Origin of the sequence: Pseudomonas spelaei, from assembly GCF_009724245.1 — a bacterium.
Lineage (GTDB): Bacteria > Pseudomonadota > Gammaproteobacteria > Pseudomonadales > Pseudomonadaceae > Aquipseudomonas > Aquipseudomonas spelaei.
Map to the genome: position 1 here is coordinate 70,960 of NZ_WNNK01000006.1, position 13,041 is coordinate 84,000.

Below are 13,041 nucleotides of genomic sequence, written 5' to 3' on the forward strand. Positions count from 1 at the left end.
CTGTATACTTGGCAGCTTGTCTTGAACACTGAGGTCGCCGCATGCCATCCGTTATTTCCACCGACGTTCTGATTGTCGGCGCCGGGGTTGCCGGCCTCTGGCTCAATGCGCGCCTGCGCAGCCAGGGGTTTTCCACGGTGCTGGTGGAAAGTGCCTCGCTGGGCGGCGGGCAGAGCGTGAAGTCCCAGGGGATCATTCACGGTGGTGCGAAATACGCCTTGCACGGTGCCCTGACCGGCGCCTCCGAAGCCATTGCCGACATGCCCCGCCGCTGGCGCGAAGCATTGGCGGGCAACGGCGAGCTGGACCTGTCCGGCGTGCGCCTACTGTCTCAGGCTCATTATTTGTGGTCCCCGGGCACCCTGGCCGGCAACCTCACCAGCTTTTTCGCCAGCAAGGCCGTGCGCGGCCGGGTGGATCAGGTCAAGGGTGACGACCTGCCGCCTGCCCTGCAAGACCGCCGCTTCAAAGGCAAGGTCTACCGTCTGGCCGAGCTGGTGGTGGACGTGCCAAGCCTGATCGAACGCCTGGCAGAACTGGCCGGGGATGGTTTACTCGCCGGGCAACAGATCGAACCGCTGCTGGAAGACGGCACTCTGGTGGGCCTGAAGGTCGATGGCCGCGAGATTCGCGCGCAGCGCATCGTCCTCAGCGCCGGTGCCGGTACGGCTGACCTGCTGAGCGCATTGGGCTTGAGCCAGCCCGCCATGCAACGCCGTCCGCTGCACATGATCATCGCCAAGGGCCCCGGTCTGAAACCGCTGTACGCCCACTGCCTGGGCGGCGGCACCAAGCCACGCATCACCGTCACCACTCACCCGGCGGCTGATGGCAATTGGGTCTGGTACCTGGGCGGCGACATTGCCGAGGCTGAAGGTGTCGCACGCACGCCAGCAGAACAGATTGCCACGGCACAAAAGGAACTGGCGCAACTGCTGCCGTGGATCGACATGAGCCAGACGCAGTGGGCCACCCTGCGTGTTGATCGCGCCGAACCACTGCAATCAGGCCTGACCCGCCCGGACAATGCCTTTCTCGCGGAGCAGGATCGTCTGCTGGTGGGCTGGCCGACCAAACTGGCCTTGGCACCCGACTTCGCCGATCGGGTGATCAATGCGCTGGAACGTGACGGCATCAAGCCAACATCCACCGAAAAACTGCCCGACCTGCCAAAGCCACCCCTCGCCCAACCCGCCTGGGAGCAACTGTTGCCATGAGCCTGCCGACCCTGCATGACCTTCACCGCCCCCTGGGCAGCACCGGTTTATGGGTCTCCCCGCTGGGACTTGGCACCGTCAAGCTGGGCCGCGACCAAGGGGTGAAATACCCCAGCGGCTTCCAGATCCCAGGAGACGACGAAGCGCGGATGCTCTTGCGCCAGGCCCGTGACCTGGGCATCAACCTGATCGACACTGCCCCCGCCTATGGCCGCAGCGAAGAACGCCTGGGGCCGCTGTTACGCGGCCAGCGCCAGGACTGGGTGATTGTCAGCAAGGTCGGCGAAGAGTTCGTCGATGGCGTGTCCCACCACGATTTCAGTGCTGCCCACACCCGGCTTTCGGTGGAGCGCAGCTTGCAACGATTGGAAACGGATTTTATCGATCTGGTGCTGGTGCACTCCGACGGCAACGACCTGCATATCCTCAATGACTGTGAGGTCTACCAGACCCTGGAGGAGCTCAAGCGCGAGGGCAAGGTCCGAGGTTTCGGCTTCTCCGGCAAAACCGTCGAAGGCGGCGTGAAGGCTCTGGAACGGGGCGATTGTGCCATGGTCACCTACAATCTGAACGAACAGGCCGAGCAGGCCGTGATTGACTATGCTGCCGCCCATGGCAAAGGCATCCTGGTGAAAAAGGCCCTGGCCAGTGGTCATGTGTGCCTGGAGCCCGGAATGGATCCAATTCATGCCAGTTTCATGTTGTTGTTTGCGCAAACTGGCGTCGCCAGTGCTATTGTCGGGACCATTAATCCGCTGCACCTCGCCCATAACGTGGCGACCGCTGCCCAGGTCATCCGCCAACTCTGATGCCGCCGACGCGGCCGACCCCGACGCAAGAAGGAGCCGACATGCCGCGAACGCTCATAAGAAAGAACCCCAGTAACTTTAAGACACTGCCACTGTTCGTCGAAGCCACCCCCGAAGGCCTGAGCTACCAGAGCGTCGGCATGCCGCTCAACTTTGCCCAGACGTTGCAGCGACGCAAACCGGTGACAGTGGCCGATGCCGAACGGTTTTCCCTGGAACTGGCCAATCTCGGCGTTTCAGTGCGCCTGACCCTGCATTGGCAGAATCGCGATTACTGGGTACTGGTGCGCCAACGTCGGCAGGATCGTGGTGACGTGGTGCTCAAGCTGATTTCCGGTTACGTCCCGGCCCACGAACTGAACCTGCCGCTGCACACCGCTATCCAGGAAATCGCCGAAGAGTGTCTGTTGGAAACCCCGGAAGGCTGGCTCGGCGGTCGCTTCAACGACACCTGGCTGCCGGCGCCCTACTCTTCTGCCCTGCATTACCGAGAAGCCTTGCCGTTTCGCCTGAGCCCACTATCAGGTGCCGCCCGCCCGGTACGTTGCGCCACCATGCAACTGATCGAACGCCCACGGGCCTATGTGCATTTGCCCACAGCCTCGCTGCAACTGATCTATGACTTGCGCCTGGAAGTGCCGAGAGAGGCCAAGTCCTTGAGCCTGTTTCATGTCGATGAGCGGTTGGAGGGCGACCAGTTGGTGGCGCGACTGGATCGTCAGCGCCCCGACCTGTACCTGATGCCGCTCAAGGACGGCCAGCCGTGTGCCGAGCTGTATACCTTAAAAAAGGATCAACTCTATCCGGCGAGTACCCGAGGACTGTACCTGGCAGAAAGCTTTGCCCAGCAGGAGGGCTGGCTGGTACGCGATGAACGGATCCGGTGGAAGGACTGGCTCAGACAACAAGGACTGAGCACACCCGAGAAGGAATCGAAGCTGAAACAACTGACCGGCAAGGCGCGGCAGATCTTGCGCAAGATGGTGCCGAAGAAGGCAAGCCGATAGCGGCTGCGCTCATCGTTCGACACCCTGCCCTTGAGTCACAGCTGAAGCAAGCGCGCCAATCCGACTTTCATTGGCGTCGGCTCCGGCAGTTTGAAACTCGCCAACAAACGCTGATTGTTCGCCCGTGAGTGACGAATATCCCCCGACCGCGCTGATGTGTAGCTGACAGCCGGCAAGTCGCCAACCACTTCGACCAATGCCTCCAGCACCTGCTTGAGTGTAGTGGTCTGGTTCCAGCCGACGTTGATCGCACCTGCCGGGACCTCTTCGGCTTCAATGGCTTGCACCAGCAGGTCCACCAGGTCTCCCACATACATGAAATCGCGGGTTTGCTCACCATCGCCAAACACAGTGATAGGCAGGCCTTTTTGCGCGCGCTCACTGAAGATGCTGATCACCCCGGAATAGGGCGAAGAAGGGTCCTGCCGTGGCCCGAAGATATTGAAGAAGCGGAAAATCACCGGCTCCAGACCATGCTGGCGACGATAGAAATCGAAATAGTGCTCGCTGGCCAGTTTGTCCGAGGCATAAGGCGTCAATGGTGCCTTGGACGTCTCCTCATCAATGGAAGCGCCTTCACCATTGTTGCCATACACCGCCGCACTGGAGGCAAACACCACACGCTTGACCCCAGCCTCACGCATCGCCTCGCAGACATTCAGGCTACCGATGAAATTGCTCTGGTGCGTGCTGACCGGGTCATCCACCGACGCCTGTACCGAGGCAACCGCCGCCAGGTGCACCACCGCACAAGCGCCAATGGCCGAGCGAGCAACCAACGCAGCGTCGGCGACATCACCTTCCAGCAACTCCACTCGAGCGTTGTCCATGGGCAGGTTACTGCGCTTGCCGGTCGATAAATCATCGAGGATCCGAACGGCGTAGCCCTTCACGAGCAAGGCATCCACCAGGTGCGAGCCAATAAAACCAGCACCGCCGGTGATCAGAACAAGGGGGGCATCAGCCATATCGGTAAAACCTATTAAGTAACGTCATTGCTGCGGATTTTTTCGACAATCGCCGTGGTCGAGCTGTTTTCCACCAGCCCCAGCACTTTGACCTTGCCGCCATAGGCATTGACGATATCGCCACCGACGACCTGGTCGACGGAGTAATCGCCGCCCTTGACCAGTACGTCCGGCTTGACCTGGGCCAACAGATTTTCCGGAGTTCCCTCGGAGAAGCTGATCACCCAGTCCACTGCGCCCAACCCCGCCAGCACCGCCATACGCCGATCAACACTATTGATCGGCCGACCCGGGCCTTTCAGGCGACTGACCGAAGCGTCGTCGTTGACCGCGACGATCAAGCGATCGCCCTGAGCGCGCGCCTGCTCCAGGTAGGTCACGTGACCGGCATGGAGAATGTCGAAACAGCCGTTGGTGAAAACAATGCTTTCGTTATGGGCACGGGCATCGTCGACCGCCAGCAGCAACTGCTCCAGGCCCAGCACACCTCGCTCCGAACCTTCTTCACGCTGGATCGCGCGGCGCAGCTCTGGGGCACTGATGGCCGCCGTACCCAGCTTGCCGACCACGATACCCGCCGCCAGATTGGCCAGGGCCACGGCATGGGGCAGCTCTTCACCGGCAGCAATCGCAGCCGCCAAGGTGGAAATCACTGTATCGCCAGCACCGGTGACATCAAATACTTCACGAGCCCGCGCAGGCAGGTGCATGGCCGGGTGATCAGGACGCAACAGGGTCATACCGTGTTCACCACGGGTCACCAGCAGGGCGCCCAGGTCGAGATCGGCCATGAGTTTTGCACCCTTGGTCACCAGTTCGTGCTCATCGACACAACCGCCAACAATGGTTTCAAACTCGCTGAGGTTTGGCGTGATCAGGCTGGCGCCCCGATAAATCGAGAAGTCCTTGCCCTTGGGATCGGCCAGCACCGGAATGCCCCGGGCCTTGGCGGCCTGGATCAGCATCTGGTGATTCTTCAAGGCGCCTTTGCCGTAGTCGGACAATACCAGCACCTTGATACCTTCCAACAACTCATCGACCTGGGCAGCAAGGGCCAGGGCGTCAGTCGCGAAGGGCTCTTCAAAATCGATACGCAGCAGTTGCTGGTGACGGCTCATGACCCGCAGCTTGACGATGGTCGGCTGATGGGCAATACGCTGGAACAGCGCACGCACACCGGCACCACGCAGGCTGTTGGCCAGGCTGTCGGCGGCTTCGTCGTCACCCGTCACACCCACCAGGGAGGCGGGGGCGCCGAGAGCGGCAATATTGAGGGCAACGTTGGCAGCGCCGCCTGGGCGGTCTTCGATTTGCTCGACCTTGACTACCGGTACCGGTGCCTCAGGGGAAATCCGTGAGGTACCGCCATGCCAGTAACGGTCGAGCATGACATCGCCGACCACCAAGACAGGGGCTTGATCGAATCGCGGCATGGACAACTTCATGGAGCAACCCACATACAAAATGAACAGGGGCGCGATATTACCACAGGGTGAGCGCTGGCTCGTTCGACAGCTTTACCTGCGATGTATCACGCCCTTTGCCTGATCATTTTTCGAACAGACTGCTCAAGATATGCTGAACGGCATCCGCCAATTCGAACTCGTCGGTATTGACTTCACAATCGGCCTGATGCGGCGCCTCGTACGGGCTGTCCAGACCGGTGAAGTCCTTGATGCGCCCTTGCAAGGCAGCCTGGTACAAGCCTTTCGGGTCGCGCCGCGCACAGATGCTGAACGGCGTACTGACGTAAATTTCGAAAAACTGCCCAGGGCCGAACAGCGCTTTGGCGACAGCCCGATCAACACTGAACGGTGAGATGGCGGAAACAATCACGATCAATCCAGCATCCACCATCAGGCGTGCGACTTCGCCAATACGGCGGATGTTCTCCTTACGTGCCTCATTGCCCATCCCTAGGTCATTGCATAACCCCGTGCGCAAGTTGTCGCCATCGAGCACAAAGGTATGGCGCCCTTGCTCATTGAGCTTCACCTCCAGCGCATTGGCCAGGGTCGATTTTCCGGCTCCGGACAATCCCGTCAGCCACAAGCAGCAGGGCTGCTGATGTTTGATGGCTGCACGAGCGGCCACTGACAGCGACAACGCAAAGGGGCGAATAGAGGCAAAGCCGACTGACGAGGACACATTATTCATAACCCAGGAGCTCGTAATCACGTTGATAGACACGCCTGACCAGGCGTCGCGTGCGCAAGGAGCAAAAATCCCTGACAGGTTCCGGACGACGCTCAATGGAACCATTTAGATGAGGCAGGGCTGACGCAACACCCAGGCGTTCGCACAGGTGCTGGAAATCTCGATCCAGATATTCCTGACGACCGATGAAGTCCATCGCCATGTGCCCCATGGAGTCCACCAGGAAGTCGGTCTGCGGAGCAAAGTGAAGTTGGCGCCGCACGTTTTCCGGGTGCAGCCAGCGCGCGACAAAATCGTCGAAATCCCGATAGCTGGACACCAACACCTGGGCCTGATGGTCACGGGTACCCAGGTGGTTGCCCCGCAAAAAGGCATAGGCAGAGTAGGCACGTTCCAGAGGGTCACGAACGAAGGTGAACTTGAGGCTGCGCGAGTACTGCTCAGGAAACTGCTGCTGGTACCAGTACAGCGGCAAATGCCCCGGCCTCCAGTTATCGAAGAGTGCGGAGCAGACGCTGCTGCCAGCGCACTTGGGGACATGGATGAACACGCATGCATGCCGCCGAAAAGACTCCGGAAACGCTACGCCCGCAGACATGGACTTGTTCACGGCTTGGCGATCAACCACCGACAAGCGTGCCAACAGGAAGGCCCTTTGAGGTTTTGGAAGTAGCTTCCAGAGAATACGTTGCAACATCCCATTACCCACGCGAGAGGGTTAACCCAATCGTTCGTTATCAAGATCGTGGGACCAACATAACAAACGAAGGGCGGGGAATTATTTGGCGTTGGTCAAGTGTGTAAAGATGCGGATACAAAGCCTCAGAGCGCGTTGCGCGTCCTGGAGGATGACGGGGTGATTAGGCTCACCCCGTTTTTTTTCAAACGATATCGACAGCCGTCGGCGCGTCCAGTCCCATGGCGTTCAGGCGCGCGTAGTAGCCGTTCTGTGCCAGCAGCTCTGCATGGGTCCCACGCTCGACAATCTGTCCTTGGTCCATGACCAGGATCAGATCCGCCTTCTCGATAGTCGACAAGCGGTGAGCAATCACCAGGGTCGTGCGGCCTTTCATGACCTTGTCCAATGCGGCTTGAATGTGGCGCTCGGACTCGGTATCCAACGCCGATGTCGCCTCATCGAGGATCAACAACGGGGCGTTTTTCAGCAGGGCACGTGCGATCGCCAGCCTTTGCCGCTGGCCGCCCGACAACAGCACGCCATTCTCGCCAACCTGGGTGTCGAGGCCCTGGGGTAATTGCGCAATGAAGTCCATGGCGAAGGCATCGGTGGCGGCCTTCTCGATATCCTCGCGAGGCGCGTCCGCCAGGTCACCGTAGGCAATATTGTTCGCCACGGTGTCACTGAACAAGGTCACATGCTGAGTAACCTGGGCAATATGCTTGCGCAGGTTCAGCAGGCGGAAGTCTTCCACCTCGGTGCCATCCAGAAGAATTTCACCCTTGTCATGATGGTAGAAACGCGGAATCAGGTTGGCCAATGTGGACTTGCCACTGCCGGAGCGCCCCACCAATGCCACCATCTTTCCAGGCTCGACGCTGAAGCTGATGTCGTTGAGCACTTGGCGCTCGGTGCCTGGGTAGGTGAAGCTCAGGTTACGAATTTCAAGGTGCCCAGTGACAGCGTCCAGCTCAACGGTGCCGCGATCGACCTCTGGCTCTTCGTCCAGCTGTTCGAAAATGCTCTCGGCCCCTGCAACGCCTTTCTGGATGGTCGAGCTGACTTCCGACAACTGCCGGATCGGCTTGGGCAGCAAACCCGCCAAGGTGATGTAGGCGATCATGTCGCCCGCCGAAGCATCGCCACGCAAATAGAGCGCCAGGAACATCAGGACAGCCATCGCGCTGTAAATCACCAGCTGCAACATCGGTGTATAAATCGCACCGGTGCGGGTCATGCGCAATTGCTTGTCGGTATTGCCTTGGCTGGCGTTGAGGAAACGCTTCTGCTCGTAGACTTCACCGCCGAAGCTGCGCACGACGCGGTAACCCTGGATGGTTTCCGAAGCGACGTGGGTCACGTCGCCCATCGCCACCTGGATTTTCTTGCTTTGCTTGCGGAATTTTTTGCTGGCCGTGCTGACCATGACGGCGATCAACGGAAGAATGGCGACCATCACCAGCGTCAGGCGCCAGTTCATGATCAGCAGCGAGGCGAACAGGAATACGACGGTCATGCCCTCACGGATAACGACCTTGATCGCATCCGTCGCCGCCCCGGTGACCATGGTGACGTTGAAGGTAATGCGGGAGATCAAATGCCCCGAGTTGTGCTGGTCAAAGTAACGGTTGGGCAATACCAGCAGGTTGTTGAACAACTGCACCCGCAGGTCATGCACCAGCCCGAGGGACACCTTGGCCAGGAAGTAGTTGCCCAGGAAAGAACCCAGGCCCTGCCAGGCGGCAATCAGCACGATCAACAAAGGCACAGCCTGCAGCAACCGCAAGTCACGCAGGTAAGGCACCGAGGGAAATAGCGCGGCCTGGGGGTTTGACAGGCCATCGACGAAATACTTGAGGATGTATCCAAGCATCGGCTGGGTCGAAGCGAAAATCAGAAACCCGACGATACTGATGATAAACAGCCCCACGTAAGGCCGGACATAGCCGAGCAAACGGAAGTAGATTTTCAAGCTCGATGGGTCGGCGCTGGGACTGGAGTTGGTCATATCACGCGAAAGTCGTTGGAAAGGACGCAGACTTTAGCACAGCTTCCCTGCCGGACCGGCACCAGCGAAGGACGCTAAAGCGCGAACCTGATAAACGACAGTGCACACCCATTACCGTTATGATGGCCACTCATCCCGGCGACGAATTTCAAAGCATGCACCTCAGCGGCCTAAAAAATACCCCTTATCGAGTCTTCGACTTCATTTGCCTCTGGATCCTCCCAGCCGGCTTTTTCATGCTGTTGTGCGGTCTTTTTTTCCTGCCGGACCGTAGTGTTCTGCACAAATTTTATTATGGTCTGTTTAGTATCCCGGCCTTGATTGCCCTGCTGCTACGACCCCGAGATTTCAAAGAACTGCTACGTGAACCTATTTTCATTGCCCTGATTCTGTTTATCGCCTGGGCACTCACGAGCCTGATATGGAGCCCGCAAACCGAGGGTTTCCTGGGTGAGTTAAAACCTCCGCTGCATGGACTGTTTCTCTTTGTCGGTTGTTTTCTGCTGATTCGCCACCGTGAAGACCTGCTGCGTCCGCTGTTGTTTGGAGCGGCTATCGTGGCCCTCGCCTTTACACTCAAAGACCTTTATCTCTTTGCCCGGGGCTTTGTCCCGGTACTGCGAATGGTCGGCGGCGGCGCGTTTGACAACCCCCTCTTGAGCTCCCATCTGTTTGGTTTTTTCTGCGTCTACTGGCTCAGCCTGAGCATGACCTGTCGACGCATGCCTCTACTCTGGCTCAGCCTTCCGGCTGGGGCGATCATGTTTGCAGCAATGCTTGCCACCGGCTCAAGGACCCCTTTGGTAGCCCTGATCCTGGCAGCTCTGTGGATCAGCATGAACTGCTGGAACCGCAGGTCACTGGCACTGGTCAGTACTATGGTTATCGGCGGCATTGCCATTGCCGAGCTGCTCTCGCAAATGTTAATCGAGCGAGGCAGCTCCTATCGCTTTGAAATTTGGCAAATTGCACTGCACAAAATTGCCGAAAGCCCGTGGATTGGCCAGGGCTTCGATGCCCCCTTTGGTGTTTCACCTGACGGCATTGGTTACATCCTCGAGGAGCCCCATAGCTTTGCCCTGGGCGTGCTTTATTACGTGGGTATCATCGGCTTTTTACCGTGGGTGTTCATGCAGTTCAAAGGCTTGCTGACCTGCTGGCAATATCGCGTACACCCCCTGTTTATTCTGGCTTCGACGTGGCTGGCCTACGGTATCGGCGCGGGTCTCACCGAAGGCGGCGGAATTCTTTCACGCCCCAAGGAACACTGGTTTCTCTTGCCAATCCCCTTGGCACTGATCGTAGCACTGTCGATCAGTGCCAAGGCCAAACGACTGCTGACTCAGCCTGTGCAGGCTCTGGACCGTTCAGCCGCTGAAGACATGATGATCGATGCCCAGGTGATCGAAGCCGACGGACTGGGCCCAAAAGTCCTTCAACTGAAGGACGGCAGCTTTCTAAAACTGTTCCGCCGCCGCCGCTTCTACACCTCCGGCAGCTACAACCCTTATTCACAGCGCTTTGCCGCCAATTGCCAGCGCCTTCGCGAACTGGGTATAACGACACCTGAAGTACAGGCCCTTTATGACCTGCACGACGGGAGTAACGCCGTGCAATACCACCCATTGAGTGGCCAGACACTTCGTCACGTACTCGCATCGGCCAGCCCGGCCGAGCGTCAGGAACATGTGAGAAAGTTCGGCGAATTCATGGCCCAGCTACACGAACAAGGCATCTACTTCCGTTCGCTGCACTTGGGCAATGTGCTGGTACTTGAAGGCGGCGGGTTCGGCTTGATTGATCTGGCCGACATGCGGATTTATCCCTCATCGCTGAGCCTCTCCCTGCGCCAGCGCAACCTGCGCCATATGCAGCGCTATGACGAAGACCGCGCCTGGCTCTTCGACGAGCATCTGCAGGCGCTACTTAAGGGCTATGGCATGAAGGCATCGAAGCAAGCAGTTGAATGCCTGCAGAAACAAATCCAGTTGACTCACTAGCGCAGCCAGTCAGCCAGGCGCTTGCAGATGCAGGCGCCGACGAAACCGCCAGCACCCACTCAACAGCCTCAGCTTTTCTCCAGGGGCGAAAAGAACATCCGTGCCAGTCCACGCCACGTCTTGCCATTCCAGGCCTTCAGTGGAAGTTGTGCCAGCAGCTCGCGCGCCAGCTTACGGTCGCGATTGGACGTCTTAAGGAACATCGAGTTGAGAAACTTGCAGCGCACCTGCTCATACAGAGGGTGGTCGCTGAACAACGCATAGGTGCGCAGGATGCTATCAACCATAAAGCGATGATTCTTGTATGAGTTGGTGGCATGTTTGCGATAGCGGGCCATCAACACATTCAACCCATCGATAAAGTACCCGGCATGGGTCACTTTCAACTCGATCAGCAAATCTTCCAGACGAATCTCGGGATCAAAACCTCCGACCTTTTCCAGCGCCTCGCGCCGAATCATCAGCGTCGGCGCGGGCGGGTACGGCTTACGCTCCAGGAACATGTCATCGAAATCCAGGCGCCTGAAAGGCACATCACGCCGCTGGCGCTTTTCAGGAAACAGCTCGCCCTTAGAATCAATCAATTCAATATTGCCGGCGCAGATGCCCACCTCCGGCTTGCCATCCATATGGGCCACCTGCACCGCAATCCGCTCAGGCAGCATAATGTCATCCGAACCAAACGGAACAATCAGCGTCCCCCTGGACCGGGCTATCGCACCGTTGAGCGTATTGGTGAGCCCTTGATTCTGCTGAACCTGGAAATCGAAGGCATGCCCCGCCTGCAGCCGACGAATGCGCTCAACACTGTCATCTGTTGAGCCATCGTCGATCACCAACAGTTCGATATTGGCGTACGTCTGATTCAACACACTCAGAATGCTCTCCTCGATATAGGGAGCATGGTTGTAAGACGCAATGATCACGGTGACCAATGGCTGATGTTCGTTCATACATCCTTCCCACGTGCTTGGCTCAGGCCTGAGTCGATCAAATCCAGATACTCCTGACGGAACACCTCGATGTCGTGCTGTTCCTGAAGGTAGCGATAAGCCTGCTCGCCCTTGGCAGCAAGGTCTTCATTCGAAAGCCCCAGGTAAGTATCCAGCGCCTGCACCAGTGCAGGCACATTCGCCGGCTCTACCGCGAGGCCGCCCGCCCCTTCAATCAGTGGCAGCATGGCCGGCACGCTCGAGGCAATGACGGGCAAACGCCCGCTCATGCCTTCAAGCAGCGCCAGGCCCAGCCCCTCCGCCAGGGAGGGCATGGTCCAGATGTCAAAGGCGCGCACGTACTGCAGGGCATTTTCCTTGAAACCCAACAAATGGACACGTCCACCGAGGCCCAACTGCTGGACTTGCGTCGACAGGTTGGACTCTTCACGACCGGCACCGATGATGGCGAGTTGCACTTGCGGGTATTTATCCTTGAGCGCGGCAAACGCTTGCAGCAAATACGTATGCCCCTTCACCGGAACCAGACGCCCCAGTGCGCCGATCAGGCGAACCGAAGGGTCAATCCCCAACAGTTCCCGCGAGCGCTCGCGGGAATGCTGCAACCCCTCTGCCTGCTCGATGTCGATGGCATTGGTGATTGCATACGTATTGGCGTCGGTGAAACCGCAGCGGCAATCCAGCAGGTACTGTTTCACGGCCGGAGACACACCGACAAAACGCCAGTGTTCATCGATCAGGCGCTGAGCCTGTTTACGCCGATAAAGGCGGTCGTACTCACCGAAGCCGTGGGAAATACCGATGCACAACGGTACTTTCAACCAGCGATTAAGCTGCAACATCATGTTGACCGGCTTGAAGCGGTTGCAGATGACGACGTCGAACTTTTCCTTGCGGCAGAACTGATAGAGCCGCCACATCGCCCGCAGCCTCAGCCCCTTGAGGGACTTGTCGGAGAAGTCGAAGTAGACCGACGTGGCAGCACGACTGACGGGGTCCGCCGGCCCTGGCCGTCCGCGCAGGAAAGCGGCGGTGACTTCATAACGGTCCGCTGGCAAGGCCTTGACGATCTGCTCGGCAAGGTCGGCAAAGTCATGGGATTTAACATTGTAGTCAGGCTGCAATTGCAGGACCTTGAACGGCCGACTCATAACTCTCCTCGATGGAAACCTGTTGCCTCAACGGCCCAGGACAACTCTCTGGCTAACGCGATCACGTCCTGAGGGCCAGGCTCCGCTACCAG

The 13,041-nt window shown here is 58.6% G+C and carries 11 protein-coding genes; 4 read left to right on the top strand and 7 right to left on the bottom strand.

Going from position 1 to position 13,041, the window contains the following annotated elements:
- Window positions 1-41: 41 nt before the first annotated feature.
- The 3 genes from GNF76_RS08970 to GNF76_RS08980 are packed head-to-tail and all read left to right on the top strand — an operon-like array spanning window position 42 to window position 3,033.
- A complete protein-coding gene (locus tag GNF76_RS08970) occupies window positions 42-1,217 on the top strand; it encodes an NAD(P)/FAD-dependent oxidoreductase (protein WP_155582821.1) in 1,176 nt (391 codons plus the stop codon).
- Entirely contained in the window at window positions 1,214-2,026 is an 813-nt protein-coding gene (locus tag GNF76_RS08975) for an aldo/keto reductase (protein WP_155582822.1), read from the top strand. Before GNF76_RS08970 ends, GNF76_RS08975 begins: the two co-directional genes overlap by 4 nt.
- A gap of 41 nt (window positions 2,027-2,067) precedes the next feature.
- Window positions 2,068-3,033, top strand: coding sequence for a metal ABC transporter ATPase (locus GNF76_RS08980; protein ID WP_155582823.1), 966 nt, complete (start codon window positions 2,068-2,070; stop codon window positions 3,031-3,033).
- Between the two features lie 35 nt (window positions 3,034-3,068).
- Here GNF76_RS08980 and GNF76_RS08985 read toward each other — a convergent pair whose 3' ends face one another.
- From GNF76_RS08985 to msbA, 5 genes are all read right to left on the bottom strand, one after another.
- Window positions 3,069-4,001 (bottom strand): NAD-dependent epimerase/dehydratase family protein, encoded by a 933-nt coding sequence (locus GNF76_RS08985; RefSeq protein WP_155582824.1) that lies wholly within the window; start codon window positions 3,999-4,001, stop codon window positions 3,069-3,071.
- Between the two features lie 14 nt (window positions 4,002-4,015).
- The gene (gene hldE / locus GNF76_RS08990) at window positions 4,016-5,446 is read right to left on the bottom strand and encodes a bifunctional D-glycero-beta-D-manno-heptose-7-phosphate kinase/D-glycero-beta-D-manno-heptose 1-phosphate adenylyltransferase HldE (RefSeq protein ID WP_155582825.1); all 1,431 of its coding nucleotides are present in this window, start codon (window positions 5,444-5,446) and stop codon (window positions 4,016-4,018) included.
- A 103-nt stretch (window positions 5,447-5,549) separates the two neighbouring features.
- Window positions 5,550-6,158, bottom strand: coding sequence for an adenylyl-sulfate kinase (cysC, locus tag GNF76_RS08995; protein ID WP_155582826.1), 609 nt, complete (start codon window positions 6,156-6,158; stop codon window positions 5,550-5,552).
- Window positions 6,151-6,855 (bottom strand): sulfotransferase family 2 domain-containing protein, encoded by a 705-nt coding sequence (locus tag GNF76_RS09000; protein WP_155582827.1) that lies wholly within the window; start codon window positions 6,853-6,855, stop codon window positions 6,151-6,153. Before GNF76_RS09000 ends, cysC begins: the two co-directional genes overlap by 8 nt.
- A 184-nt stretch (window positions 6,856-7,039) precedes the next feature.
- On the bottom strand, window positions 7,040-8,845 hold the full coding sequence (msbA, locus tag GNF76_RS09005; protein WP_155582828.1) for a lipid A export permease/ATP-binding protein MsbA: 1,806 nt from the start codon (window positions 8,843-8,845) through the stop codon (window positions 7,040-7,042).
- A 155-nt stretch (window positions 8,846-9,000) separates the two neighbouring features.
- On the opposite strand from msbA, the gene GNF76_RS09010 reads away from it, so the two are divergent.
- Complete coding sequence (locus GNF76_RS09010; protein WP_155582829.1) at window positions 9,001-10,845, top strand: bifunctional O-antigen ligase/aminoglycoside phosphotransferase family protein; 1,845 nt, start codon at window positions 9,001-9,003, stop codon at window positions 10,843-10,845.
- A 68-nt stretch (window positions 10,846-10,913) separates the two neighbouring features.
- On the opposite strand, the gene GNF76_RS09015 is transcribed toward GNF76_RS09010, so the two are convergent.
- Together GNF76_RS09015 and GNF76_RS09020 are read right to left on the bottom strand one after the other, a co-directional pair.
- A complete protein-coding gene (locus GNF76_RS09015; RefSeq protein ID WP_155582830.1) occupies window positions 10,914-11,798 on the bottom strand; it encodes a glycosyltransferase in 885 nt (294 codons plus the stop codon).
- Window positions 11,795-12,949, bottom strand: a complete 1,155-nt coding sequence (locus GNF76_RS09020) for a glycosyltransferase family 4 protein (protein WP_155582831.1) — start codon at window positions 12,947-12,949, stop codon at window positions 11,795-11,797. The genes GNF76_RS09015 and GNF76_RS09020 overlap by 4 nt, the downstream gene beginning before the upstream one ends.
- Window positions 12,950-13,041: the final 92 nt, after the last annotated feature.

What these genes read in the sequence shown, in the direction of transcription:
- GNF76_RS08970 (WP_155582821.1), top strand. Translation starts at nt 42, where the DNA reads ATGCCATCCGTTATTTCCACCGACGTTCTGATTGTCGGCGCCGGGGTT.
- GNF76_RS09000 (WP_155582827.1), bottom strand. Translation starts at nt 6,855, where the DNA reads ATGTTGCAACGTATTCTCTGGAAGCTACTTCCAAAACCTCAAAGGGCC.
- GNF76_RS09015 (WP_155582830.1), bottom strand. Translation starts at nt 11,798, where the DNA reads ATGAACGAACATCAGCCATTGGTCACCGTGATCATTGCGTCTTACAAC.
- GNF76_RS08975 (WP_155582822.1), top strand. Translation starts at nt 1,214, where the DNA reads ATGAGCCTGCCGACCCTGCATGACCTTCACCGCCCCCTGGGCAGCACC.
- cysC (WP_155582826.1), bottom strand. Translation starts at nt 6,158, where the DNA reads ATGAATAATGTGTCCTCGTCAGTCGGCTTTGCCTCTATTCGCCCCTTT.
- msbA (WP_155582828.1), bottom strand. Translation starts at nt 8,845, where the DNA reads ATGACCAACTCCAGTCCCAGCGCCGACCCATCGAGCTTGAAAATCTAC.
- GNF76_RS08980 (WP_155582823.1), top strand. Translation starts at nt 2,068, where the DNA reads ATGCCGCGAACGCTCATAAGAAAGAACCCCAGTAACTTTAAGACACTG.
- hldE (WP_155582825.1), bottom strand. Translation starts at nt 5,446, where the DNA reads ATGAAGTTGTCCATGCCGCGATTCGATCAAGCCCCTGTCTTGGTGGTC.
- GNF76_RS09010 (WP_155582829.1), top strand. Translation starts at nt 9,001, where the DNA reads ATGCACCTCAGCGGCCTAAAAAATACCCCTTATCGAGTCTTCGACTTC.
- GNF76_RS08985 (WP_155582824.1), bottom strand. Translation starts at nt 4,001, where the DNA reads ATGGCTGATGCCCCCCTTGTTCTGATCACCGGCGGTGCTGGTTTTATT.
- GNF76_RS09020 (WP_155582831.1), bottom strand. Translation starts at nt 12,949, where the DNA reads ATGAGTCGGCCGTTCAAGGTCCTGCAATTGCAGCCTGACTACAATGTT.